The organism is Pseudomonas moorei, assembly GCF_042846945.1.
GTDB classification, from domain to species: domain Bacteria; phylum Pseudomonadota; class Gammaproteobacteria; order Pseudomonadales; family Pseudomonadaceae; genus Aquipseudomonas; species Aquipseudomonas moorei.
This window is the reverse complement of sequence record NZ_AP035776.1, coordinates 5132736-5156110: the sequence shown is the minus strand read 5'-3', so window position 1 is coordinate 5156110 and position 23375 is coordinate 5132736. Positions and strand designations below refer to the sequence as shown.

20 protein-coding genes are annotated in these 23375 nt (G+C 61.9%); 16 read left to right on the top strand and 4 right to left on the bottom strand.

Annotated features, from left to right (window positions below; genetic code table 11):
* The first annotated feature begins 2 nt into the window (after positions 1-2).
* The 16 genes from ACGJAX_RS24135 to ACGJAX_RS24060 all read left to right on the top strand — a co-directional run bounded on the left by ACGJAX_RS24135 (position 3) and on the right by ACGJAX_RS24060 (position 18817).
* Positions 3-413, top strand: coding sequence for a Rieske (2Fe-2S) protein (locus ACGJAX_RS24135; RefSeq protein ID WP_090320373.1), 411 nt, complete (start codon positions 3-5; stop codon positions 411-413).
* Positions 414-500: 87 nt separating this feature from the next.
* Positions 501-1625 carry an FAD-dependent oxidoreductase gene (locus ACGJAX_RS24130; RefSeq protein WP_090320376.1) on the top strand — a complete coding sequence of 375 codons (1125 nt, stop codon included), beginning with the start codon at positions 501-503 and terminating at the stop codon, positions 1623-1625.
* A 57-nt stretch (positions 1626-1682) separates the two neighbouring features.
* On the top strand, positions 1683-3380 hold the full coding sequence (locus ACGJAX_RS24125) for a DUF1302 domain-containing protein (RefSeq protein ID WP_090320379.1): 1698 nt from the start codon (positions 1683-1685) through the stop codon (positions 3378-3380).
* Between the two features lie 12 nt (positions 3381-3392).
* A complete protein-coding gene (locus ACGJAX_RS24120; protein ID WP_390956431.1) occupies positions 3393-4781 on the top strand; it encodes a DUF1329 domain-containing protein in 1389 nt (462 codons plus the stop codon).
* A gap of 58 nt (positions 4782-4839) precedes the next feature.
* Positions 4840-5946, top strand: a complete 1107-nt coding sequence (locus ACGJAX_RS24115) for a YCF48-related protein (protein WP_090320384.1) — start codon at positions 4840-4842, stop codon at positions 5944-5946.
* Positions 5947-5950: 4 nt separating this feature from the next.
* Positions 5951-8425 (top strand): MMPL family transporter, encoded by a 2475-nt coding sequence (locus ACGJAX_RS24110; RefSeq protein ID WP_390956430.1) that lies wholly within the window; start codon positions 5951-5953, stop codon positions 8423-8425.
* Complete coding sequence (locus ACGJAX_RS24105) at positions 8415-9677, top strand: MFS transporter (RefSeq protein ID WP_390956429.1); 1263 nt, start codon at positions 8415-8417, stop codon at positions 9675-9677. Before ACGJAX_RS24110 ends, ACGJAX_RS24105 begins: the two co-directional genes overlap by 11 nt.
* 13 nt (positions 9678-9690) lie before the next feature.
* A complete protein-coding gene (locus ACGJAX_RS24100) occupies positions 9691-10272 on the top strand; it encodes a cupin domain-containing protein (RefSeq protein WP_090320392.1) in 582 nt (193 codons plus the stop codon).
* The gene (locus ACGJAX_RS24095) at positions 10269-11252 is read left to right on the top strand and encodes a fumarylacetoacetate hydrolase family protein (RefSeq protein ID WP_390956428.1); all 984 of its coding nucleotides are present in this window, start codon (positions 10269-10271) and stop codon (positions 11250-11252) included. The genes ACGJAX_RS24100 and ACGJAX_RS24095 overlap by 4 nt, the downstream gene beginning before the upstream one ends.
* A gap of 10 nt (positions 11253-11262) precedes the next feature.
* Positions 11263-12267: an NAD-dependent epimerase/dehydratase family protein gene (locus ACGJAX_RS24090; RefSeq protein ID WP_390956427.1), complete on the top strand. Its 1005-nt coding sequence runs from the start codon at positions 11263-11265 to the stop codon at positions 12265-12267.
* Positions 12245-13039 (top strand): cyclase family protein, encoded by a 795-nt coding sequence (locus ACGJAX_RS24085; RefSeq protein WP_390956426.1) that lies wholly within the window; start codon positions 12245-12247, stop codon positions 13037-13039. The genes ACGJAX_RS24090 and ACGJAX_RS24085 overlap by 23 nt, the downstream gene beginning before the upstream one ends.
* A 61-nt stretch (positions 13040-13100) precedes the next feature.
* The gene (locus tag ACGJAX_RS24080; protein WP_390956425.1) at positions 13101-14756 is read left to right on the top strand and encodes a sulfatase-like hydrolase/transferase; all 1656 of its coding nucleotides are present in this window, start codon (positions 13101-13103) and stop codon (positions 14754-14756) included.
* Between the two features lie 107 nt (positions 14757-14863).
* Positions 14864-15460, top strand: coding sequence for a DJ-1/PfpI family protein (locus ACGJAX_RS24075; protein ID WP_247254917.1), 597 nt, complete (start codon positions 14864-14866; stop codon positions 15458-15460).
* A 118-nt stretch (positions 15461-15578) separates the two neighbouring features.
* Positions 15579-16868, top strand: coding sequence for an FAD-dependent oxidoreductase (locus tag ACGJAX_RS24070; protein WP_390956424.1), 1290 nt, complete (start codon positions 15579-15581; stop codon positions 16866-16868).
* A 25-nt stretch (positions 16869-16893) separates the two neighbouring features.
* The gene (locus ACGJAX_RS24065) at positions 16894-17448 is read left to right on the top strand and encodes a helix-turn-helix domain-containing protein (protein WP_090320414.1); all 555 of its coding nucleotides are present in this window, start codon (positions 16894-16896) and stop codon (positions 17446-17448) included.
* Positions 17449-17470: 22 nt separating this feature from the next.
* Positions 17471-18817 carry a glutamine synthetase family protein gene (locus tag ACGJAX_RS24060; RefSeq protein ID WP_247254915.1) on the top strand — a complete coding sequence of 449 codons (1347 nt, stop codon included), beginning with the start codon at positions 17471-17473 and terminating at the stop codon, positions 18815-18817.
* Here ACGJAX_RS24060 and ACGJAX_RS24055 read toward each other — a convergent pair.
* The 4 genes from ACGJAX_RS24055 to ACGJAX_RS24040 all read right to left on the bottom strand — a co-directional run bounded on the left by ACGJAX_RS24055 (position 18786) and on the right by ACGJAX_RS24040 (position 23371).
* Positions 18786-19475, bottom strand: coding sequence for a TetR family transcriptional regulator (locus tag ACGJAX_RS24055; RefSeq protein WP_390956423.1), 690 nt, complete (start codon positions 19473-19475; stop codon positions 18786-18788). The genes ACGJAX_RS24060 and ACGJAX_RS24055 overlap by 32 nt on opposite strands.
* A gap of 72 nt (positions 19476-19547) precedes the next feature.
* The gene (locus ACGJAX_RS24050; protein ID WP_390956422.1) at positions 19548-20975 is read right to left on the bottom strand and encodes a cytosine permease; all 1428 of its coding nucleotides are present in this window, start codon (positions 20973-20975) and stop codon (positions 19548-19550) included.
* 97 nt (positions 20976-21072) lie between these two features.
* Positions 21073-22215 carry an acyl-CoA dehydrogenase family protein gene (locus tag ACGJAX_RS24045; protein ID WP_090320425.1) on the bottom strand — a complete coding sequence of 381 codons (1143 nt, stop codon included), beginning with the start codon at positions 22213-22215 and terminating at the stop codon, positions 21073-21075.
* The gene (locus tag ACGJAX_RS24040; protein WP_390956421.1) at positions 22205-23371 is read right to left on the bottom strand and encodes a CoA transferase; all 1167 of its coding nucleotides are present in this window, start codon (positions 23369-23371) and stop codon (positions 22205-22207) included. Before ACGJAX_RS24040 ends, ACGJAX_RS24045 begins: the two co-directional genes overlap by 11 nt.
* Positions 23372-23375: the final 4 nt, after the last annotated feature.

Genomic DNA, 23375 nt, shown 5'->3' with positions numbered 1-23375 from the left:
TCATGAACCACAGCGATTTCCCGCTGTGCCGGGTGGACGAACTGGTGGAAGGGCAGGCGCGCGGATTCGATCCATTGCAACGCGGCAGGGACAGTGTTTTTGCCCTGGTGCATGAAGGACAGCTGCGGATTTATCGCAATAGTTGCCCGCATCTGGACGTCCGCCTGGAGTACCGCAAAGACCGTTTTCTGTCCGCCGACGGCCAGTTGATTGTCTGTTATGCGCACGGTGCGCAGTTTCTGCCTGGCACCGGCGAATGTGTCTACGGCCCTTGTCTGGGCCAGAAGCTGGAGGCGTTGCCGTGGCGTGTGGAAGAGGGCTGGCTGGTGCTGCAAATGCGCGGCAAGGAGGTCGCGCCGCCCCACGTCGAGGTATCGCGTTTGACGATACATCGCATCCCTGATCGCGATTAGTCAAATCCCTGCTTTGACCGGAAGCTGAACCCAACGACGCAGTGCCCGGCGCTGCATCGAATCACAAGAATAAAAAGTGAGAGAACCATGAGTGCAGTGAACAAAGTTCTGATTGTGGGCGGTGGTATCGGTGGCTTGTGTGCGGCCATCGCGCTGCGGCGCAAGGGCATTGAGGTCGATCTGATCGAACTCAAGTCAGAGTGGACCGTTTACGGCGTCGGCATCATCCAGCAAAGCAACGTGGTTCGCGAAATGGCCAGGCTGGGCGTGCTCGACGGTTATCTCGATGCCGCGTACGCCTTTGAAGACGTCGCCATTTATGGCCCGGCCGGCCAGCAACTGGCGCGCATCCCGGGGCAGCGACTGGCCGGGCCCGAGTATCCGGCGAACGTGGGCATCTCGCGTCTGGCCTTGCACAAGGTCCTCAGTGAAACCGCCCTTGAGCTGGGCGCCAGGGTTCGCCTGGGGCTCAGTGTCGAGTCCCTGGCGGACCAGGGCGACAGTGTGGATGTGCTGTTTACCGATGGCAGTCGCGGTGACTACGACCTGGTGGTCGGCGCAGACGGTCTGTTCTCCAGGGTCCGCCATCTGCTGTTCGGCGACAGCTACACACCGCGCTTCACTGGCCAAGCGGTATGGCGCTACAACTTCCCTCGTGCGCCGCAAATCGATCACCTGGCCAACTATCAGAGCGCCGAGGGCAATGCCGGTCTGGTGCCGCTGGCGGGTGACCTGATGTACCTGTTCCTGACGTCCCATGAACCGTCCAACCCCTGGATGGACCCCGCGACGCTGGCCGAGCAAATGCGTCAGCGCTTGCAGGGTTTTACCGGCCTGATCGGTGAACTGCGCGACCAGATCAGCGACAGCAGCCAGGTGGTGTACAAGCCGATGGAAGTGGTGTTCGTCGACGAGCCCTGGTATCGCGGGCGCGTGCTGTTGATCGGTGACGCCGCCCACGCCACCACGCCGCACCTGGGCCAGGGCGCCGGCATGGCGATCGAAGACGCCATCGTGCTCAGTGAAGAACTGACGGGCGACGGCGGTGTTGAACAACAGCTCCAGCGCTTTATGGCGCGCCGTTTCGAGCGCTGCAAGTACATCAGCGAAAGCTCGATCCTCGCTGGCGACAAGGAAATGCAGCACGACCGCGAGTTCGACCGTATTGGCCTGGTCAAGCAGATGCTCGCTCGCACGGCGGAGCCCATCTGATTCGAATCTGCAGCACCTCCACAGCAGTTACCACTATAAAAACAAGAGGTTAACGCGATGGTCAGTTCCACGACTGCGACGCTTGCGCGCCGCCCGGTCAGCACGTCTGCACCCTTTGGTTTCAGTTTGGCCGCGGCCCTGGTTCTGTTCAGCCAGGCGGCCCATGCCTTTCAGGTGGATACCGGCAATCCGGATTTCAGCCTGCGTTGGGATAACACCGTGAAGTACAGCGCCGCCTGGCGAACCGAGAATCCCAGCAGCAAACTGACCCAGGGGCAGGTGGCACTCAATCAGGACGACGGTGATCGCGCCTTCAAAAAAGGCCTGATCTCCAACCGCATGGACATCCTTTCCGAGCTGGATATGTCGTTCAAAAACGTCGGCGCGCGCCTCAGTGGTGCGGCCTGGTACGACACCGAATACCAGCAAGACAACGATAACAACGATCCAACACGCGCCAACGCACGCTCCGTGGCCTACGACCAATTCACCGATGACACCCGCCAGCTGCATGGCGGTAACGGTGAATTGCTCGATGCCTTTGTGTACTGGAACGGCGAAGTGGCCGACCGCGCGACGTCCGTGCGTGCCGGCCGCCACGGCTTGATCTGGGGCGAAAGCCTGTTCTTCGGCAACAACGGCATTGCCGGAGGCATGGCGCCGGTCGACGTGGTCAAGGCGCAGTCGGTGCCCAACACCCAGTTCAAGGAGATCACCCGGCCGGTCAATCAACTCTCGGGCACCTTCCAACTGACCGATGACGTGTCGCTCGGCGCGTTCTACCAGTTCGAATGGGAAGAGACACGCCTGCCGGGTGCCGGCAGTTATTTCTCCAACAGTGACACCATTGGTGAAGGCAATGAACGCCTGATCGTGGGCGCACCCTTTCCCACCTTCCTGGGGGGCAATCCCGACAGCCCGGCGGCGTTCTTCCACGGCAAGGACGAAGACGCGCGCAACACCGGGCAGGGCGGCTTGCAGTTGAAGTACAACGCAGAGACCGTTGAATACGGCCTGTATGCGATCCAGTACCACGACAAAACCCCCAAGCTGTACCTGAAACCGTCCACCGGTACGCCGAACTTCAGCACCGGACAAATCGGCGACTACTACTGGGTCTACCCGGAAGACATCCGCGCCTTGGGTACCAGTTTCTCGACGACTGTCGATGAATACAGCTTTGCCGGTGAAGCGTCGATGCGCTGGAACATGCCGCTGGTGTCCAACGGTGTCACCGTCCTGCCGGGTGTGGAGGCCGACAACGACAGTCATCCGCTGTACGCCGTCGGCCGTACGGCTCACGTCAACCTCAACGTGCTGGCTTCGTTCGGGCCGAACTTCCTTGCCCAGGAGTCCGCCTTTGTCGGTGAGGTCGCCTGGAACCGTCTGCTCAGCGTGACCAAAAACCACGACGCCCTCGACCCCAATGCCACCCGCGACGGCCTCGGCATGAAGATGGTTTACACGCCGACCTACCGCCAGTTCTTCCCCGGCATCGATATCAGCATTCCGGTTGGCCTGAGCTATTTCCCTATGGGTAAATCGGCGGTTGTCAGCTCTTTCGGGCCAGACAACGGCGGCGATATGAACATCGGCATTACCGCCACCTACCTGGACCGCATTACCGCGGGCCTGACGTACACGCACTACTACGGCCCCGAGAACACCAACCTCGACGCGGCCAGCCAGTTCAATTACGAGCAATCGCTGAAAGACCGGGATTACCTGGCTTTCTCCGTCAAGACCACGTTTTAAGAGGACTTGCGCATGATCCATAACAAGAAAACCGGAGCCTTCAAGCTCAAAGCCCTTTGCCTTGCACTGCTCGGCGGCCTGGCCATTTGCAGCCAACTGACGATGGCTGCCACGGCTGAGGAAGCGAGCAAACTGTCCAAAACCCTCACGCCTCTAGGAGCCGAACGCGCCGGCAATGCCGACGGCACCATTCCTGCCTGGGACGGTGGTTACACCAAGGTCGACCCTTCGTACAAGGAAGGCGGCAAGCGTTCCGATCCGTTCGCTGCGGACAAGCCGTTGTTCAGCATTACCTCGAAAAATCTTGCGCAATACGCCGGCAAGCTCAGCGCCGGCACCCTGGAAATGTTCAAGCGTTTCCCGGAGACCTATCGCATCGATGTCTACCCGACCCGTCGTAGCGCCGCGGCGCCGCAGTGGGTGTATGACAACACGCTGAAAAACGCCACCCGCGCCAAACTGGTCGACAGCAGCGCCGGTCCGGTGCCCCAGGGCGCGTATGGCGGTATCCCGTTTCCGGTCCCGCACAACGGGGCCGAAGCCATGTGGAACCACCTGCTTAACTGGCGCGGCACCTCGGTGTCGATGCATTTTCGTCACTACTTGATGACCGCCGATGGCAAGCAGGTGTTGACCACTGACGGCCAGGCCATCCAGGAGATGCCGTATTACTACCAGGACGGTTCGCCGGAGTCGTTTGCAGGCGACTACTGGCTGTTCCGTCTGCTCAATATCGGGCCACCGCTGCGGGCCGGCGAGCAAATCATGGGGCGCACCAACATCAATGGCGACCTGTCCCAGGCGCACGTTTACCTGACCGGCCAGCGCCGCGTGCGCAAGCTGCCCAACGCCTGCTGCGATACGCCGACACCGGCGACTGCCGGGGTCATGTCGTTCGACGAGTTGAGCGTGTTCCAGGGACGCATGGACCGCTTCAACTGGAAACTGGTGGGCAAGCAGGAGATGTACATCCCCTACAACACCAACAAGGTGCAAACCGCCGCCAAGCCTGAAGACCTGTTCCTCGCGCATCACATGAATCCGGATTACGTGCGCTGGGAATTGCACCGGGTGTGGGTGGTCGAGGCGGACCTGGCACCGGGCAAACGTCACCAGTTGCCGAAGGGCCGTTACTACCTGGACGAGGACACCTGGCAGGCCATGCTGGGCGACCGCTGGGACGCCAACGGCCAGTTGGCCAAGACCCTGTGGTCGTTGCCGGCGGTCCTGCCGGACCTGCCCGCACAGGCGCAATTGTCTTCGGGCTTTTACGATCTGACCTCCGGCGCCTGGTTCATCCAGAACGTCTACACGGGCCTGCCCGAACAGTACGGCATGGTGGATCGCTACAAGGCCTCCGAGTTTTCGCCGGCGGCGATGGCGGGTGCCGGGGTTCGTTGAGTCAGACCGGATCACGGTTCAAGGATCGTGATCCGGCCCACAGGTTTCGAGGTCGGTAATGAACAGAATCTGTCAGGTAGTGGGTCGGCTGATGTGGCTGGTGGCCCTGCCGTTGGCGATGCCGTTGAGCCTCGCCCATGGCGCGGCGGTGACGGACGCGCTGAACACCCCGGCGATGCGGGCGCCGCAGGCTCAGCATGCAGTACTGCTGGACCTGGCCCGTGCGGGGACGCGATTGGTGGCGGTGGGGGAGCGGGGCATCGTGCTGCTTTCCGATGACAATGGCAAAAGCTGGCGTCAGGCCGAGGTGCCGGTGTCGGTGAGTCTGACGGCGGTGCAGTTTATCGATGCCGATACGGGCTGGGCGGTCGGTCATGCCGGTGTCGTGCTCGTCTCCCGCGATGGGGGTGAACACTGGCGCTTGCAACTGGACGGAAACCGTGCGGCGCAACTTGAGTTGCAAGCCGCCAGGCAGCAACTGTCCACCGCGAGCGATCCCGACGCAGCTGCCGCACGCGTGCAGACGGCTGAGCGGTTCGTCAGCGAAGGCCAGGACAAACCCTTCCTCGCACTCAAGTTCGTCGATGAGCTACACGGCCTGATTGTCGGTGCCTACGGCCTGGCATTCCACACGGACGATGGTGGCCGCACCTGGCAGTCGTTGATGGGCCGAATCGACAATCCGATGGGGGCTCATCTGTATGCCATTGCGCGGCAGGGCGAGCACTGGTTTGTCGCGGGCGAGCAGGGTTATCTGGCCCGTTCCGACGATGCCGGCCAGTCGTTCATGGCGCTCCAGAGCCCCTATGCCGGCAGCTTCTTTGCCCTGCAGATCCGCGACGACGGGACATTGCTGGCGGCGGGTCTGAAGGGCAACGCGTTTGTCTCCAACGACTTGGGCGAAAGCTTCCAGCCCGCACCGGTTGCACTGCCCGTTTCCTTCAGCGATGCCATTCGCACCGACGACGGCCAACTGCTGCTGGTCAATCAGAGCGGCGCGTTGTTTCGCACCAGTGGCCAGTCGGGTGCGTTTCTGAAGCCTTACGGCCAACCACTCGGCATACCGGTCGCCAGCGTGGTCGAGGCCGCGGACGGCAGTCTGGTGCTGGCGGGTTTCACCGGTTTGGCGCGGGTTTCGCCGCCCACCGCTATTGCTTCGGAGTGAGGTTATGAAGCCATTCGACAACGCCACGGCCAGCCTGGCGAATTTTGATCCACGTTCGGGCTCGGTGGTGGAGCGCACGCTGTTCAATCATCGCCTGTGGGTGCTGCTGGTCTGTGTTCTGACCACCCTGGTGTTGGGTTATCAAGCGACGCGTATCGAGCTGAACGCCAGCTTCGAGAAGATGATTCCGACCCAACAGCCCTACATCGCCAATTACCTTGAGCACCAGCAACAGCTGAGTGGACTGGGCAATGCCTTGCGCATTGTGGTGGCCAACCGGCATGGCGATATCTACGACGCCGAGTACCTGAAAACCCTGCAAGCCATGAGCGATAAGCTGTACCTGTTGCCCGGCGTAGACCGTGCGTACATGAAGTCCTTATGGACGCCGGCTACGCGCTGGGTGGCGGTGACTGAAGATGGCCTGGATGGCGGCCCGGTGATTCCCGATGACTACAGCGGCACCCCGGCCAACCTTGAAGCGTTGCGGCGAAATGTGCAGCGCTCCAACGAGCTGGGGCAACTGGTGGCGTATGACCAGACCTCAAGCATCATTTACGTGCCGCTGCTGGCCAACACGGCCGATGGCCAACCGCTGAACTATTCGACCCTCTCGGATCAACTGGAGGCGCTTCGCAATACCTATCAAAACGACAGGATCGACATTCACATCACCGGTTTTGCGAAAAAAGTCGGCGACCTGATCGCTGGTTTGAAACAGATTCTGTTGTTCTTTGCCGTGGCGATCGTGATTACCACGGCGGTGCTCTTTTGGTACACCCGCTGCCTGCGCAGCACCTTGCTGGTGGTGTTCTGTTCCCTGGTGGCGGTGGTCTGGCAGCTCGGTTTACTGCCATTGCTCAACTATCAACTGGACCCGTACTCGGTGCTGGTGCCGTTTTTGGTGTTCGCCATCGGCATGAGCCACGGTGCGCAAAAAATGAACGGCATCATGCAGGACATTGGTCGTGGCATGCATCGGGTGGTGGCGGCGCGCTTCACGTTCCGACGCTTGTTCCTGGCCGGGCTGACGGCGCTGCTGTGTGATGCCGTGGGGTTCGCGGTGCTGATGCTGATCAAGATCCAGGTCATACAAGACCTCGCGGTGATCGCCAGTATTGGCGTGGCGGTGCTGATCTTCACCAATCTGATCCTGCTTCCCGTGCTGCTTTCCTACATCGGCGTAACGCCCCGTGCAGCGCAACTGAGCCTCAAAAGCGAACAAACCGAACAGGCCGGCCAGCGTCGTCATGCCTTCTGGCGGTTCCTCGATCTGTTTACCCGGCGTCGTTGGGCCAGCGTGTGTATCGCCATCAGCCTGGCCCTGGCGGCCGTCGGCTTTGCGGTCAGCCTGCAACTGAAAATCGGCGATCTCGACGCCGGTGCGCCGGAGTTGCGCGCAGACTCGCGCTACAACCTGGATGATGCGTTCCTCACCCGTCATTACGGTGCCAGCAGCGATCTGTTTGCAGTGATGGTCAAAACCCCGGCCAGCAGCTGCGCGCGGTACGACATCCTGGCCAAGGTGGATGCTCTGGACTGGCAACTGCGCGCCTTGCCGGGCGTTGATTCGACCAACTCCCTGGCGCTGCTGAACCGGCGCATGCTGGTCGGCCTCAGCGAAGGCAACGCCAAGTGGTACGAGCTGCAGAACAACCAGGCGATGCTCAACATGATCACCGCCAGCGCGCCCCGTGGCTTGTACAACGAAGATTGCAGCCTGCTGACGCTGTACGCCTATCTCACCGACCACAAGGCCGAGACCCTGACACGTCTGGTCGAGCACGTTGAGCAGTTTGCCGCGGCCAACAACACCGATGAAGTCCAGTTCCTGCTGGCGGCGGGCAATGCCGGTATCGAGGCCGCCACCAACATCGTGGTCAAGCAAGCCAACCGCGAGATGCTGTTCTGGGTGTATGGCGCGGTGATCCTGCTGTGCCTGATCACCTTTCGCTCCTGGCGCGCCACGCTGTGCGCGGTGATCCCGCTGATGGTCACGTCGATTCTCTGCGAAGCGCTGATGGTCTGGCTGAACATAGGCGTGAAGGTCGCCACGCTGCCGGTCATCGCCCTGGGCGTGGGCATCGGTGTCGACTACGCGCTGTACGTGATGAGCATTCTGCTCGGTCATCTGCGCCAGGGTGCGAGCCTGTCTGAAGCCTATTACCGGGCGCTGGTGTCGACCGGCAAGGTGGTGATGCTGACGGGCATCACCCTGGCCATTGGCGTGGCCACCTGGATTTTTTCACCGATCAAATTTCAGGCCGACATGGGCGTGCTGCTGGCCTTCATGTTTGTCTGGAACATGGTCGGTGCCCTGGTGTTGCTGCCGGCACTGGCGTACTTCCTGCTGCCGGCCCGCCGCTCGGCGGCCGGTGCCGTGGCACCCGTGAATGTGATCAATGTGTCAGAGCCTGCCAGTCCGGTGGCGGCTGACGTTCCTCACCTGTGCATCAAGGAGAGTTGCCATGTCCGTTGAGCCCGTTGTTGAAGGCACTGCCCAATTAGCCGGACGGCAAGCGGGGATGGCGCAATCGCTGTTGCTGCTGCTGGGAAGTTGCCTGCCGGTATTGGGCGCGGTATTGCTGGCGCCGGTGTTGCCGCGCATGCAGGCGCATTTCAGCGATGTCGCCGGCAGCGCCGTGCTGGTTCCGGTTGTGCTGACCTTGCCGGCGTTGGTGATCGCGCTGTTGGCGCCTTTCGCCGGGATGATCGCTGATCACCTCGGTCGCAAGCCGCTGTTGCTGGCGAGCATGTGTCTGTACGTCCTCTGCGGGGTGCTGCCGCTGTGGCTTGATTCGCTACAGGCCATCGTCCTTAGCCGGGCCGGGATCGGCCTGGCCGAGGCGTGCATCATGACCTGCTGCACCACGCTGATGGGCGACTACTACAGCGGTCGCAGGCGTGAACGGTTGTTCGCCTTGCAGATGGTCGCCACGTCGCTGTCCGCTGCGGTGTTTATCGCGGTAGGTGGCTTTCTCGGCCAGAACGACTGGCGCACGCCTTTTGCGTTGTATGCAGTGGGTCTGATCTTCCTGCCACTGATGGCCTGGCAGCTTTGGGAACCCCAGGCCCGCGCGGCGGCTGCGCAACCGGTGCCGCCCTTGGCGCCCGGAGCATTTCCTTGGCGCGCGCTCACACCCCTGTACGCATTGGCACTGCTGGCGGGTTTGAGTCTGTTCATCGTGCCGGTGCAGGCCGGTTATCTCCTCAACTTGTTGCGCGTGGATGCTCCACAGCAAATCGGTATGACCATGGGCGCCAATCAGTTGGGCGTACTTGTCGGTGCGCTGGGCTTCCGTTTGTTCAGCGGCCTGCGTAGGCCACACGTGCTGTTGATTGCCTATGCGCTGGCGGGGGTTGGCGGCTTGTTGATGTCCGACGCCTTGAGCCATGTGCAAGTGGTGGTTGCCGTGCTGATCAATGGCCTGGGCATCGGCTTGATGCTGCCCACGTTGATCACCTGGATCATGGCGCAAGTCAATTTCCACCAGCGCGGAAGGGCTTCGGGTTGCTTCACCGCCGCCATCTTCGCCGGTGAATTCATCAGCCCGCTGGTCGTGCTGGGCATCACCCAGGGCGTTGCCATGGCGCTGCCGCATGCGTTGGCAATCGTCGGCGGGCTGCAATTGCTGGTGGCGGTGTTTTGTCTGGCGGTGCCCAGGCTCGGTGGACGGTTGGTCGATGCCAACGTTGTGGTCGGTGGCACCCCCACCGGCAATGGAAACTGAACGAGGATTTTTCATGCAAGCGCTTCCTGAATTCAAACGCGTGGTCACCGGCCACAACGCACAAGGCCAGGCGATCGTCGCCAGCAACGGGCCGACGCCGAATGTGTTCCCTCTGCTGGCCGTGCCCGGCACGGTCTTTCATGAGCTGTGGAACAGCAGCACCAGCCCGGCTGTGCTGGATAACGCCAGTGATCCCGGCAGCAAACCCTTGCAACTGAGCCCCGGACCGCAGGGCAGCGTGATTCGTGTGGTGGACATTCCACCGGACAGCGTGCAGAACCAGGTCAGCGATGAAAGTGCCGCGGCAGTGTTTGCTGAAATCGGTGAATCCCACGCCGGTACGGGCCAGGCCAACGCCCGGCACAAACTGATGCACCGCACCGAAACCCTCGACTACGGGATCGTCACCGAGGGCGAAGTGTGGCTGGTGCTGGATGAGGAGGAAGTGCACCTCAAACGCGGTGACGTGGTGGTGCAACGCGGCACCAACCATGCCTGGAGCAATCGCACCGAGGCCATGGCGCGCATGGTCTTCATTCTTCTTGACGGGCGCTTCGCTCCTGAGCTGGGCACTGATCGGGGAGCCAAGGCATGAAACTCGCCACTCTGAAAAACGGCAGCCGTGATGGCCGGCTGGTGATCGTCTCGCGGGACCTGAAGTGGGCGCTGGACGCCAGCCCGGTCGCGCTGACCTTGCAACAGGCCATTGAAAATTGGGACAGCGCCGAGCCGCGCTTGCAGGCACTGGCTACCCGGCTGAATGCGCAGGAGGCACGAGAGGCGTTTACCTTTGACCCGGCCCAGGCGATGGCGCCGTTGCCGCGTGCCTATCAGTGGTGCGATGGCTCGGCATTCCTCAGCCATGGTGCGCTGATGCAAAAGGCTTTCAACCTTGACCCCATCGAAGGTGCCGAGCACACACCGCTGATGTACCAGGGCGCGGGTGATGATTTCATCGGTGCAAACGACGATATCCCACTGCCCAGCGAAAGCCAGGGCATCGACTTCGAAGGTGAGTATGGGGTGTTGGTCGATGACGTGCCCATGGGCTGTACAGCCAGGCAGGCGCTTCAACACATCAAGCTGATTCTGCAAATCAACGATGTGAGTCTGCGGGCCCTGGCCCCACGGGAAATGACCACCGGATTTGGTTTTCTGCAAGCCAAGCCCTCATCCAGCTTCGCCCCGCTGGCCATTACACCGGACGAACTGGGCGATGCCTGGCGCGACGGTCGCGTGCATTTGCCCTTGCAGGTGCATTGGAACGGCGAGTGGTTCGGTCATCCCCACGGCGGGCAGATGACCTTCGGTTTTGGCCAGTTGATTGCCCATGCCGCGCTGACCCGCCGGTTGCGCGCCGGCACGCTGATTGGCTCGGGTACGGTCTCGAACGCCGAACGCGAGGCCGGATCGGCCTGCATTGCCGAGCGTCGCGCTATCGAGATGATCGAGCATGGCGTCGCCAAAACCGGCTACATGCGTTTTGGTGACCGTGTGCACATGGAGGTGCTGGGTAACGACGGGCAGTCATTGTTTGGTGCGATCAATCAACGTGTCGTCAAGGCCGGGTGCTAAGGAGCGGCCTATGCGTGTGTTGATTACCGGTGCCAACGGTTTTGTCGGGCGCGAATTGGTGCGCTGCCTGCTGGCGCGGGGCCGCCTGCGTGGTCAGGTCATCGACTCGTTGTTATTGCTCGATACCGAACTGCAAGGCGTGCCCCAGGATCCGCGTTTACGCCGACATTGCGGCAGCATTACCGATGCGGCCTTGATCCGCCGCGTTCTGGCCGATGGCATCGATGTCGTGTTCCACCTGGTGAGCATTGCCGGTGGCGCGGCGGAGGAGCACTACGAACTGGGTTATCAGGTCAATCTGCTGGCCAGCCTGGAGTTACTCAACCAGCTGCGCAACAAAACGCTGCCGCCGGTGCTGGTGTACGCCAGCAGCGTGGCGGTGTACGGCGGCGATTTGCCGACGAAAATGACCGAACACGCCGAGCTGCGCCCGGAACTGTCCTATGGCACGCACAAAGCCATGGTCGAGCGTGCGGTGATCGACCTCGGCCGGCGCGCGGAAGTGGACGGCCGCGTGTTGCGTCTGCCGGGCATCGTTGCGCGCCCACGTGAACCCAATGGCTTGCGCTCGGCCTTCATGAGCGACTTGTTGCGTTCATTTGCCGAGGGCGAGGCTTATCGTTGCCCGGTTTCGGAGCAGGCAACGGCCTGGTGGATGTCGGCACGCTGCTGTGTGAACAACCTGATTCATGCCGCCGAACTCAATGGCGTCTTGCCTGGATCGCAGCGTGTCTGGCAGTTGCCCGTGCTGCATCTGTCCATTGCCCAGGTGGTCGATGCGTTGGCGGCGAGTTATGGGCAGGAGCGCCGCAGCCTTGTCAGCTATGCCCCGGACGCCCACCTGGAAGCGCTCTTCGGGCGTCTGCCACCCCTGAAAACCCCGCTGGCGCGCGCTGCCGGCTTCAGTCATGACGGCAATGCCGCAGCGCTGATCCGCAACGCTCTGAACCCCGCCACCCCACGCCACTTGTCACTCACTGGAGACAGCCTGTATGTCGCAACCAACCCAGCCTAAACGTCGCCTGGTGGATCTTTCGGTCACCCTGGACAACAACCCTTACACGGACCCACCACCGCTGTTGCCGAAGATCGATTACATGGACCACCAGCAGGGATGGCCGGAAATGGCTGCCATGTTCCCCGGCTTGCAACTGGAACAGATGCCAGGCAAGGAGTCGTGGGCGGCCGAGCGTTTGCAGATCACCACCCACAGCGGGACGCACATGGATGCACCCTGGCATTACGCCTCGACCACCGATGGCGGGCAACCTGCGTTTGGCATTGACGAGTTGCCGCTGGATTGGTGCCTGCAACCGGGGGTGAAGCTGGACTTTCGGCATTTGCCGGACGGGCATGTGGTGACGGCCGATGAGATCGAAGCCGAACTGGCGCGCATTGATCATGTCTTGCAGCCGCTGGAGATCGTGCTGATCAACACCCGTGCCGGCGCCCTGTTTGGTCAGCCGGGCTATCTGGATGCCGGCGTCGGCATTGGCCGGCAAGCCACCCTGTATCTGTTGGAACGCGGTGTGCGGGTCGTGGGCACCGATGCCTGGAGCTGGGACGCGCCGTTCAAATACACCCGCGAACGTTTTGCCGCTGACGGTGATGCCTCGATCATTTGGGAAGGGCACAAGGCCGGGCGCGATATCGGTTATGGGCAAATGGAAAAACTCGCCAACCTCGACGTGTTGCCGGCGAGCGGGTTCCTGGTGTCCTGCTTCCCTTACAAAATCAAGCATGCGTCGGCAGGTTTTGTTCGCGCGGTGGCGATATTCGAAGCGTAAGCGCTGCGCTGGGCAAGTCACGAAATCAACGCTCCTCGATGAACACAATAAGAGAGAAAACATGCCTCGTTTGCGTATGCCTTTAACCTTGCTGATGGGGGCGCTGGCACTGAGCAGTAGCCTGGCCATGGCGGCGAGTGCCGATCCGGCGCAGCCCAATATACTGCTGATTGTCGCCGACGATCTGGGCTATTCAGACCTGGGCAGTTATGGCGGTGAAATCAGCACGCCAACTCTGGATGGACTGGCCCGTGAAGGCATGCAGTTCACCAGCATGTACGCTGCACCCACCTGTTCGATCACGCGATCGATGCTGATGTCCGGCACCGACAACCACCTTGCCGGGCTTGGCACCATGGCCGAAGCCTTGCAGCCCTTTCAGAGGGACAAACCTGGTTATGAGGGCTACCTGAATCGACGTTCCTACTCGATTGCCCAGTTGTTGAAAGAGGGCGGTTACAACACGCTCATGGTGGGTAAATGGCACTTGGGGCTGGAACCTGATCAAGGACCGGATCAGCGTGGATTCGAGCAGTCGTTCACGCTGCTCGAAGGCGGCGCCGCACACTTCAAGCCTTCGAGTGTCGAGCCGACAATACTCGAGCAAGTGCATTACCGTGAGAACGGCAAGGCCGTGGAGTTACCGGACGATTTCTACTCCACGGATTTCTATACCGACAAGCTGATCAGCTACCTGCAAAACAGCAAGAAGGACGGCAAGCCGTTTTTTGCCTATGCCGCCTACACCGCTCCGCACTGGCCCCTGCAAGCCCCCGCGGAATACCTGGATAAGTACAAAGGGCGATTCGATCAGGGCTATGACAGCGTGCGCCTGGCGCGCATCGAACGGATGAAAAGCCTTGGCCTCATGGCCAGCGATGCCCGGCCGGCCAATCCGCTCCCGGTCAATCCAAAACTGCCGGGCTGGCAGCAGTTGAGCCCGGAACAACAACGTGTCGAGGCGCGGAAGATGGAGATCTACGCCGCCATGGTCGATAACCTCGACCATAACATCGGCCGGTTGCTGGATTACCTGCGCAAGAGCGGCCAGTACGACAACACCCTGATCGTGTTCATGTCGGACAACGGCGCGGCAGGGGAGAACCACGCCCGGTTCTATCCGCCTGGGGCGAGCACCGACAATAGTTATGCCAACCTCGGTCGCAAGGGTTCACAGATCGACTATGGCTTGCGCTGGGCCGAGGTCAGCGCGGCACCGTTCCACTTGTTCAAAGGCACTACCGCAGAAGGCGGCATCAGCGTGCCGGCGATCATTCAGATGCCCAAAGCACTGCGTCGCCAGGGACTGGAGCGCGGTGTCGCGAGGGTCGATGACCTGGCGCCAACCTTCCTCGACCTGGCGGGTATACCCGTGCCGAGCGAGGCGCCATCCAACACGAGTAAACACCCTATCACCGGTCAATCCATGCTGCCGATGCTCGCTGGAAAGGGCAGCCCGCACCGTAACGACAGCCTGGCCGGGGAGCTGTTCGGCAATGCCTATTATCGCGAGGGCAACCTCAAGCTGCTGGGCATACGCCCCCAGGCCGGCTTTGGTGACAACGCGCAGCCGCTGCAGTGGCAATTGTTCGATGTGGCGCAGGACCGGGGCGAAACCATCGACCTGGCCGCCAGCCAGCCGGAAACGGTGCAGCGGCTCAAAGCCGCCTGGTTGAAATATGCCGGGCAGGTAGGTGTCGTGTTTGCGCCGCATTAGGACATCGGCGGGTCAGGCGAAATGTATCCATGACAATTTTTTGAATGTCTTGGTAGCCGGGTTTTAGGATGGTGTCACACAACGTCTCCACCTGCCCGAGGCTTCCCATGCACATCGCCATCCTGACTTTCGACGGTTTCAACGAACTCGACTCGCTGATCGCGCTCGGTATCCTCAACCGGGTGCAGCGGCCGGGTTGGCGGGTATCCATTGCCAGTCCCACGCAGCAAGTGCGGTCGATGAATGGCGTGTTGATCGAGGCGCAGGCGACGCTGGAGGACGCCTGCGATGCGGACGCGGTATTGGTGGGCAGCGGGAGAAAGACCCGGGAAGTTGTCGCTGACGCCGCGTTGATGTCCCGGCTTGCACTCGACCCGACCCGGCAGCTGCTCGGTGCTCAGTGCTCGGGCACGCTTGTCATGGCCAGGCTGGGGCTGCTGAACGATGTTCCGGCCTGCACCGACCTGACCACCAGGCCGTGGGTCGAGGAGGCGGGTGTGGCAGTGCTCAATCAGCCGTTCGTGGCCAAGGGGAATGTTGCCACCGCTGGCGGCTGCCTGTCGTCGCAATACCTGGCCGCCTGGTTCATTGCCCGTCTGGAGGGCGTCGAGGCTGCACGCAGCGCGATTCATTACGTCGCCCCGGTGGGCGAGAAAGACGACTACGTGACGCGCGCGATGGCGAATATTTCACGATTTCTGTAGGGCTCCATCGCGAGGGCGGGCTTGTCTGGATGGCGAACGCTGCAATCCACATTGCCTTCGTGAAATTAACGGTGTATTTTTTCATGAAATTATAAAAAATAAATTTCATGAGGCCCGTATGTTTCAGCAGTCCACCCAGCATGTCGCCAGTTTTTACGCCCACAGTTGTGCCGATCGCCTGACCTCCCGGCCGGCGCTGAGGGGCGACCATGACACCGACGTGGTGATCATCGGCGCTGGCTTCAGTGGTCTGCACACCGCGCTGCGTCTGGCTTTGGCCGGCAAACGGGTGACGCTGCTGGAAGCCAGCCGGGTGGCCTGGGCGGCTTCGGGGCGCAACGGCGGGCAGGCGATTCTCGGCTGGTCGTGTGACATGCCGCCGCTGGAGGCCGCCCTGGGTTATGAACGTGCTCGCCGACTGTGGGACGGCATGCGCTGGGCCGCCACGGAGTTGCGTGAACTGCCGGGGCGTCATGGCTTCGACTGCGATTATCGATCCGGCCATCTATGGACTTCGGTCATGCCGCGCCGGGTCAGCCTGTTGACCGAATGGCAACACGAAGCCAGTCACAAGTGGGGCCACGACGGCCTGCAGTTCATTCCCCGCGAGCGGTTGCCCGATTGGGTGGACAGCGATCGCTATCAGGCCGGTCTCTTTGATCCCGAAGGTGCTCACCTCAACCCGCTGAAACTGGCGCTGGGCCTGGCCGCCGCCATCGAGCGCGCGGGTGGGCGCATCCATGAACAGAGCAAGGCGTTGAGTTATCGGGAAGAGGGCGGTGGGTTCCGGGTCCAGACCGAGCGTGGTTCGGTCCGGGCCGATGTGCTGGTCCTGGCGTGCAACGCTTATCTGGATCGCCTCGACCCGAAACTGGCTAGTTGTGTGTTGCCGGTCGGGACTTATCAGGTCGCCACCGCCCCCCTGACGCCCGAGCAGGCCACGGCGCTGCTGCCGACCAATGCCTGCGTCACCGATAACCAGTTCGTCCTCGATTACTTCCGGCGTACCCCGGACAACCGCTTGCTGTTCGGCGGCGGCTGCACCTATCTGGGCGGCATGCCGAAGGACATCGCCGCGGCCACCCGGCCGTTCCTGGAGTGCGTGTTTCCTCAGCTCAAAGGGGTCAAGGTGGACTTCGCCTGGGGCGGCCACATCGACCTCACCCTGAACCGCACACCGGATGTCGGCCGTCAGGGCAATCGCTACTGGCTACAGGGTTACTCGGGCCACGGCGTGCTGCCGACCCTGGCGGCGGCGCGCGCGGTGTCGGATGCAATTCTCGGCCAGACGGATGAGTTGGCGTTGTATCAAGGCTTGAGTAATGGCAGTTTCCCCGGCGGCAAGTACCTGGCCGCGCCGCTGGAAGCGATCGGCAAAGCCTGGTATCGACTGCGCGACAGCATTTGATGAGTCATTCAGCGGAATCCCGGTCATGAACAAGCAAGAAGAAATCGCCGCGTTGGCGATCCTTATTCACGATTTACGCAAGCACAAGAAGTTCACCCTGAAGGAACTGGCGGACCGGATCGGTCGTTCGGTGGGTTTTTTGTCCCAGGTCGAGCGTGGCTTATCCCGGCCAACGGTGGCCGATCTGACGGCGATCAGTGAAACCCTGGGCGTGCCGACCACCTATTTCTACAGTTTGCCCAAACCCAAGGTCCTGCCCTGGGTAACCCGGCCTGACGAGCGCCGCACCTTGTATTACGCCAACGGGATTACCGACATCCTGGTCTCGCCGAAGATGCGCTCGTCGTTCTCGATGCTCGAAAGTCATCTGGAAGCCGGCGCCAGCAGTGGCGACCGGCACCTGACCGACAGCTCGGAGCAGGGCGGCTACGTGCTCGAAGGCGAGTTGACGTTATGGCTGGGCGACGACGAGCCGGTCACCTTGCGCGCCGGCGACAGTTTTCAATTCGACAGTCACACCCGTTGCCGTTACGGCAACCTGACCGAGCAGCCCGCGCGCGTGCTCTGGGTCTACACCTGACAATAACCAAGGAACAACCACGATGGATGCTGCCTGCTCTGATTTGCTCGCCGAAGTGCGTGCCTTTCGCCAACGCTACCCCGAGGTGCGGTATGTCGACCTGATTTCCCTGGACATTCCGGGGCACTTTTACGGCAAGCGTTATCCCGTAGAGATGCTGGAAAAAGTCGCGGCCGGCAGCGCCCTCAAGCTGCCGCAAAACTGCGTGTTGCTGGGCGTGCAGGGCGGGTTGTTCAAGATCGGTGACTACTGCTTCAACGACGGTGACCCGGACGCGTTGCGGCGGCTGGTGCCTGGCACGCTCAAACCGGTGACCTGGGAAGCGCAGCCCCTGGGGCAGATGCTGATTACCTCCGACGGCACCGAAAAGCCGATCGTCTTCGAACCGCGCGAGGTGCTGGCACAAGTGCTGGACCGGCTGGCGCGCAAAGGCATTCATCCGGTGGTGGCGTTCGAACTGGAGTTTTACCTGTTCGATAAAAAACTGCGTGACGGCTTGCCGCAGTTCCCCCGCGATGACTTGACTGACGATGCCGACGATCAACCGAACATGCACATCGAGCGCCTGTCGCGCTTTGCGCCGGTGCTGGATGAAATGGTCGAGGCGACGCGAGCCCAGGGCATCGATGCCACGGTAATTACCGCAGAGTTGGGACCGGGTCAGTTCGAGATCAATTTCGGCCATCTCGACGACGGTCTGCGTGCGGCCGACTGGGCTGCTCTGTTCTGTCGCAGCACCCGTGGCGTCGCGCTCAAGCACGGCTACCGCGCCAGCTTCATGGCCAAGCCTTACTTGCAGCACCCGGGCAGCGGCATGCATGTGCATGTCAGTCTGTACGATGCCGCCGGTAAAAACCTGCTGGCCGCCAACCAGCAGCAACCCCTGCGCCATGCTGTGGCCGGTTGCCTGGAATTGCTGCCGCACAGCATGCCGATCTTTGCGCCGAACCAGAACGCCTATCGCCGTCTGGGCGGCACGACAAACGTGGCCACCCATGCGAGCTGGGGCTTTGAAGATCGCGATGCGTGCCTGCGCATTCCCGAGTCGGACGCGAAAAACCTGCGCATCGAATATCGCCTGGCCGGTGCCGATGCCAACCCTTATCTGGTGTTGGCGGCGATTCTGGTCGGGCTCGAACATGGCCTGGAAGCCGGCAAGGAGCCGATTCCGCCACTCAACGAAGACCGCAACAGCGGCATCGACTTCCCGCTGGAAATGCTCGAAGCCGTGCGCGCGATGCAGCATCAACCGCAACTGCGCGAAGGCCTGGGGGCGGAATTCGTGGATGTGTATTGCGAGAACAAACGTCAGGATCATCTGGCGTTCATGCAGGAAATCAGTGCCCGGGAATATCGCTGGTATCTGTGAGGCCAGACGGCCCTCGATCTGCCCGGTGCGTTCGCTTCGGCGGCCGGGCAGGCGGGGTTAAACCGGCTGTGCCACCGGCGATCATGGCCGTGACGCAGTGTGTGAACAGCTCTGCCAATTGCTGTTCACTGATGTCGACCTCGATCCACAGTGACTGACCGTACAGCAGGCCCATCACCGCGTGGGTGATCAGGCCGGCCTCTTGCTCGTGATGGCCGCGATCCTTGTATTCGTCGGCGATGATCGTGCGCAACAGGGCGCGGTAGGCGTCTTTCAACTGGTTGGCCTGGCGCTGGTGTTCTTCGTCGAGATTGACGAACTCACGGGTGACCAGCACCAGCCGCTGCTTCTCTCGCCGATTGAACGCGACGAAGGCCTGGACGAAACGGCGCAGGCGTTCCCGTGGAGTCTTCGCGCCTCTCATCCGGCGCTTGGTGTCGAGCAACAAGTCCGACAGTGCCGACTCAATGAGTTCGAACAGCAAGCATTGTTTGTTTTCGATGTGGTGGTACAGGGACCCGGCGTGCAGCCCCAGGTGGCTCGCCAGGTCGCGCAGGCCGATGGCCTGAAAACCGTGGCGGGCAAACAGTTCGATGGCGGCGTCCAGCAGTCGGTCGCGGGCACGGGTGGCGGGAGGCGAAGAGGCAATGGCGAGCATGGGAAACCCGGGCGCTGTGTGGTGAAAGGGGGCAGTGGCGGCCCGCTCGGGCCGCCCTGCGGTGACGGTGGATCAGACCGGGCTGGCGTCTTGCGGAAGAATCAGTTGCGCGGGAACCCTTTGCATCGAGTGACGTGCCGCCAGGTAGTAAATCAGCGCCGGCAGGGTCAATCCGATCAGCCATGAAATATCGGTACCGCCCAGGGGTTCAACCAGGGGCCCGGTGTAGAAACTGGTGGCGATGAACGGTAACTGAATCACCACGCCGAGGGCATACACCGCGATGCCCGTGACGTTCCAGCGGCCATAGCGGCCATCCGGGTCGCTGAGGGCGGGAATGTCGTAGCGTTCCTTGGTCACCAGGTAGAAGTCCACCAGGTTGATGGCGCTCCAGGGGGTGAAAAACGCCAGCAGGAACAGAATGAAAGCCGAGAAATCGTGCAGGAAGGAATGCCTGCCCAGCAATGCCAGGGCCGTGGCAAACCCGACCATGACCAGGATGTAGATCAGGCGTACGGTCCTGGAGATGTCCCGGTTGCCGCGAAAGCCGCTGATGATGGTGGCCAGCGACATGAAGCTGCCGTAGGCATTGAGGGTGGTAATGGTCACCTTGCCAAACACGATGCTGAAAAACAGCAGTGAAGCGACAATGCCGCTGGCGCCCATGCCAACGATGTAGGCCACCTCGTGACCGGCAAACTGGTCGCCCGCCAGGGCGGCTACGAACACGCCGAAGACCATGGAAATCTGCGTGCCGATGACAGAGCCCAGGCCCACGGCAAGGAAGGTTTTCCAGGCTGAGGTGGTTCTCGGCAGGTAGCGCGAGTAGTCGGCGACATAGGGACCGAAGGCGATCTGCCAGGAAGCCGAGAGTGAGATCGCCAGCAGAAAGCTGCTGAGGGAAAAATGCCGATTGCCGAGCAGCTCGCCGATGTCATGCACCGACAGCAGGCGGTAGAACAGATAGAAGAACGACACCACGCCGATCAGGCTCGACAAGCGGCCGATCAAGTGGATGGTGCGGTAGCCCAGCACCGTCAGCACGACGATCATCGCGGCGAAAATCAGGATGCCGGCGGCGTCGCTGACATTGATCAACTGGCTGATCGCCTGACCCGCCAGCACCGAGCCACTGGCGGAAAAGCCCACGTACATCAGGCACACCAGAACGATCGGTATGACAGCGCCATAGACGCCAAATTGCACGCGACTGGAGATCATCTGCGGCAGGCCCAGTTGCGGGCCCTGAGCGGCGTGCAGTGCCATGATCGCGCCGCCCAGCAATTGCCCGAGCAACAGGCCGACCAGGGACCAGAACACATCGCCGCCGAGCACGACAGCCAGGGCCCCGGTGACAATCGCGGTTACTTGCAGGTTGGCGCCGAACCAGAGGGTGAACTGACTGAGCAGTCGGCCGTGGCGCTCCGACTCGGGTATGTAATCGATGGATCGCCGTTCTATATACGTCTTGCGCTGCGCACTTTCTTTGGAGGCGGACATGGCGGTTCCTCTCGGGTGTCGTTCGATACGACAGCCTTCTCGTGGTTGAAATACTCAGGAGGAGGGCCTGCGGGACAGGCCCGGTTGTTTCGCTCGGTTAGCGTTGGGCGTCGAGCAGACTTCGCGAAATGATGATTTTCTGCACTTCGGATGTGCCTTCGAAAATGCGCAGGATCCTCGCGTCACGCACATAGCGCTCCAGCGGCAGATCACGAATGTAGCCATAGCCGCCATGCAGCTGCAGCGCGGCATCGGTGACGAAACCGGCACACTCGGCGGCGACCAGTTTGGCGGTCGCCGAATCGAGGCTGAAGCGTTCACCGCTGTCACGCCGGGCGGCCGCTTTCCAGGTGAGCATGCGCGCACTTTCCAGCTGCGCGTACATGTCGGCCAGGCGCCATTGGGTGCCTTGATAGGCCGCCAGCGGTTTGGGCCCGATCTGCCGTTCGCGGACCCAGTTCAGGCTCGCTTGCAGGGCCGCATTGGCAATACCCAACGACATCGCGGCGACTTCCACGCGACCCCGGTCCAGCACGGCCATGGCGGTGTTGAAGCCGGCACCTTCGACGCCCAGCAGCGCCGAATCGGGCAGCCAGCAGTCCAGGGCCAGTTCATAGATCGTGCTGCCGCGCAGCCCCATGGTTTTTTCCGGGCTGGAGAAACTGATCCCTTCGGTGCCCTTGGCAATCATGAAGGCGCTGATGCCCTTGTGGCCGGCCTCGGCATCGGTCTTGGCATAGAGCACGATAAAGTCGGCCTCGCGGGCGTTGGTGATGTAGTGCTTGCTGCCGCGCACCCGCCAGCCGCCGTCTTCGCGTTGGGCACGGCAACGCATGTCGGCCGGGTTGGAACCGGCCGCCGGTTCTGTCAGGGCAAAGGCGCCGAGCAATTCACCGCTGGCGGCCCGGGGCAGCCACTGCTGTTTCTGTGCTTCGGTGCCGCCGAGCAGGATCGAGTCGGTCGCCAGGAAGTGCGCGGTCAATGCCGATGCCGTGGAGGCGCAGGCACCCGCGACGGCTTCCACCACGCGGCTCATGGCCAGACTGCCAATGCCCAGGCCTCCGTACTCCTCTGGCAGGTTGATGCCCATGCCACCCAGCTCGGCCAGTGCCTTGAGGCTCTCGGCGCAGAAGGTTTCGCTTTCGTCGTAATGTTGGGCGAGTGGCTGGATCACCTCGCGAGCCACTTTTTCGGCGGTTTCGATGACGGCCAGTTCGACCTGATCCAATTCAAAGTTCATGGGAAAGCTCCTGTTTGTTCAGTCCAAATGCCTGGTTGTCGGCGCCCAGATGGGGCGCGTGGGTGACGGCATGGGGTTTGTGACCGTTGAAGAAAACCGGTTGCGGCACCAGCGGCTGTGCAGAGCCCTGTGGGTGCACCAGCAGTTGACGCACTTGCGCCTGTTCGCTGGCGGCCGCCTGGGCGAGGTTCCATACAGGCGAGGACGGCACGCCTGCGTCGAGCAGGATGTCGCAGACCTGATCGACGCTCAGCTGGCGGGTCCAGGCTTCGATTTCGGCGCGCAGCAGCGGCTCGTTGAGGGTGCGTTGCGGGTCATCGGCAAAGCGTGGGTCGGTGCCCAGCCCGGGTTTACCCAGGCAGTCGCACAGGCGCTGGAACAGCTTGTTGCTGGCCACGGCAATCACCACCTGGCCATCGGCGGCGCGGTAGGTATCGAAGGGCGTCGAGACCGGATGGCGGTTGCCGACCAGACCGGGTGCCACGCCATGGGCGAAGAGGTTGGACAGGCCGGTCATTTGCAGGCTGAACAGCACATCGAACATGGCGACGTCGATGTATTGCGCGCCGGGTGCATGCCGCTCCCGGGCGAACAGCGCGCTGCTGATGGCCCACGCGGCATACACCCCGGCGCACAGATCGCCGATGGCTTCACCGCTACGGGTGGGGCCGGTCTCGGCGAAACCGGTGACGCTCATCAGCCCCGACATCGCCTGGGCGACGATGTCATAGGCCGGATTGCCCGACAGCGGGCCGTGCTGGCCAAAGCCGGAAATGCTCGCGTAGATCAGTTGGGGGTTGTATTGCTTGAGGGTGTCGAAATCGATGCCCAGGCGCTGGGTGACGCCGGGACGAAAGTTTTCCACGACAACGTCGGCGTCGCGTACCAGCTCGTACAGCCGGGCGCGATCGGCGGTGGACTTGAAGTCCATCTCGACGCTGCGTTTGCCGCGATTGATCAGGCCGAAATAGACGCTCTCGCCATCCTTGAACGGGCCCAGGTGGCGACTGTCGTCACCGTGCCCCGGGACTTCGAATTTGATGACGTCGGCGCCCAGGTCCGCGAGCATGGCGGTGCATTGCGGACCGGCCAGCACGCGGCTCAGGTCGAGCACGCGCACGCCCTGAAGTTGTTGGGTAAACGGGATGCTGCTCATGGCA

What these genes read in the sequence shown, in the direction of transcription:
- ACGJAX_RS24105 (WP_390956429.1), top strand. Translation starts at nt 8,415, where the DNA reads ATGTCCGTTGAGCCCGTTGTTGAAGGCACTGCCCAATTAGCCGGACGG.
- ACGJAX_RS24100 (WP_090320392.1), top strand. Translation starts at nt 9,691, where the DNA reads ATGCAAGCGCTTCCTGAATTCAAACGCGTGGTCACCGGCCACAACGCA.
- ACGJAX_RS24065 (WP_090320414.1), top strand. Translation starts at nt 16,894, where the DNA reads ATGAACAAGCAAGAAGAAATCGCCGCGTTGGCGATCCTTATTCACGAT.
- ACGJAX_RS24090 (WP_390956427.1), top strand. Translation starts at nt 11,263, where the DNA reads ATGCGTGTGTTGATTACCGGTGCCAACGGTTTTGTCGGGCGCGAATTG.
- ACGJAX_RS24125 (WP_090320379.1), top strand. Translation starts at nt 1,683, where the DNA reads ATGGTCAGTTCCACGACTGCGACGCTTGCGCGCCGCCCGGTCAGCACG.
- ACGJAX_RS24085 (WP_390956426.1), top strand. Translation starts at nt 12,245, where the DNA reads ATGTCGCAACCAACCCAGCCTAAACGTCGCCTGGTGGATCTTTCGGTC.
- ACGJAX_RS24080 (WP_390956425.1), top strand. Translation starts at nt 13,101, where the DNA reads ATGCCTCGTTTGCGTATGCCTTTAACCTTGCTGATGGGGGCGCTGGCA.
- ACGJAX_RS24050 (WP_390956422.1), bottom strand. Translation starts at nt 20,975, where the DNA reads ATGTCCGCCTCCAAAGAAAGTGCGCAGCGCAAGACGTATATAGAACGG.
- ACGJAX_RS24040 (WP_390956421.1), bottom strand. Translation starts at nt 23,371, where the DNA reads ATGAGCAGCATCCCGTTTACCCAACAACTTCAGGGCGTGCGCGTGCTC.
- ACGJAX_RS24115 (WP_090320384.1), top strand. Translation starts at nt 4,840, where the DNA reads ATGAACAGAATCTGTCAGGTAGTGGGTCGGCTGATGTGGCTGGTGGCC.
- ACGJAX_RS24060 (WP_247254915.1), top strand. Translation starts at nt 17,471, where the DNA reads ATGGATGCTGCCTGCTCTGATTTGCTCGCCGAAGTGCGTGCCTTTCGC.
- ACGJAX_RS24110 (WP_390956430.1), top strand. Translation starts at nt 5,951, where the DNA reads ATGAAGCCATTCGACAACGCCACGGCCAGCCTGGCGAATTTTGATCCA.
- ACGJAX_RS24055 (WP_390956423.1), bottom strand. Translation starts at nt 19,475, where the DNA reads ATGCTCGCCATTGCCTCTTCGCCTCCCGCCACCCGTGCCCGCGACCGA.
- ACGJAX_RS24075 (WP_247254917.1), top strand. Translation starts at nt 14,864, where the DNA reads ATGCACATCGCCATCCTGACTTTCGACGGTTTCAACGAACTCGACTCG.
- ACGJAX_RS24045 (WP_090320425.1), bottom strand. Translation starts at nt 22,215, where the DNA reads ATGAACTTTGAATTGGATCAGGTCGAACTGGCCGTCATCGAAACCGCC.
- ACGJAX_RS24120 (WP_390956431.1), top strand. Translation starts at nt 3,393, where the DNA reads ATGATCCATAACAAGAAAACCGGAGCCTTCAAGCTCAAAGCCCTTTGC.
- ACGJAX_RS24130 (WP_090320376.1), top strand. Translation starts at nt 501, where the DNA reads ATGAGTGCAGTGAACAAAGTTCTGATTGTGGGCGGTGGTATCGGTGGC.
- ACGJAX_RS24135 (WP_090320373.1), top strand. Translation starts at nt 3, where the DNA reads ATGAACCACAGCGATTTCCCGCTGTGCCGGGTGGACGAACTGGTGGAA.
- ACGJAX_RS24070 (WP_390956424.1), top strand. Translation starts at nt 15,579, where the DNA reads ATGTTTCAGCAGTCCACCCAGCATGTCGCCAGTTTTTACGCCCACAGT.
- ACGJAX_RS24095 (WP_390956428.1), top strand. Translation starts at nt 10,269, where the DNA reads ATGAAACTCGCCACTCTGAAAAACGGCAGCCGTGATGGCCGGCTGGTG.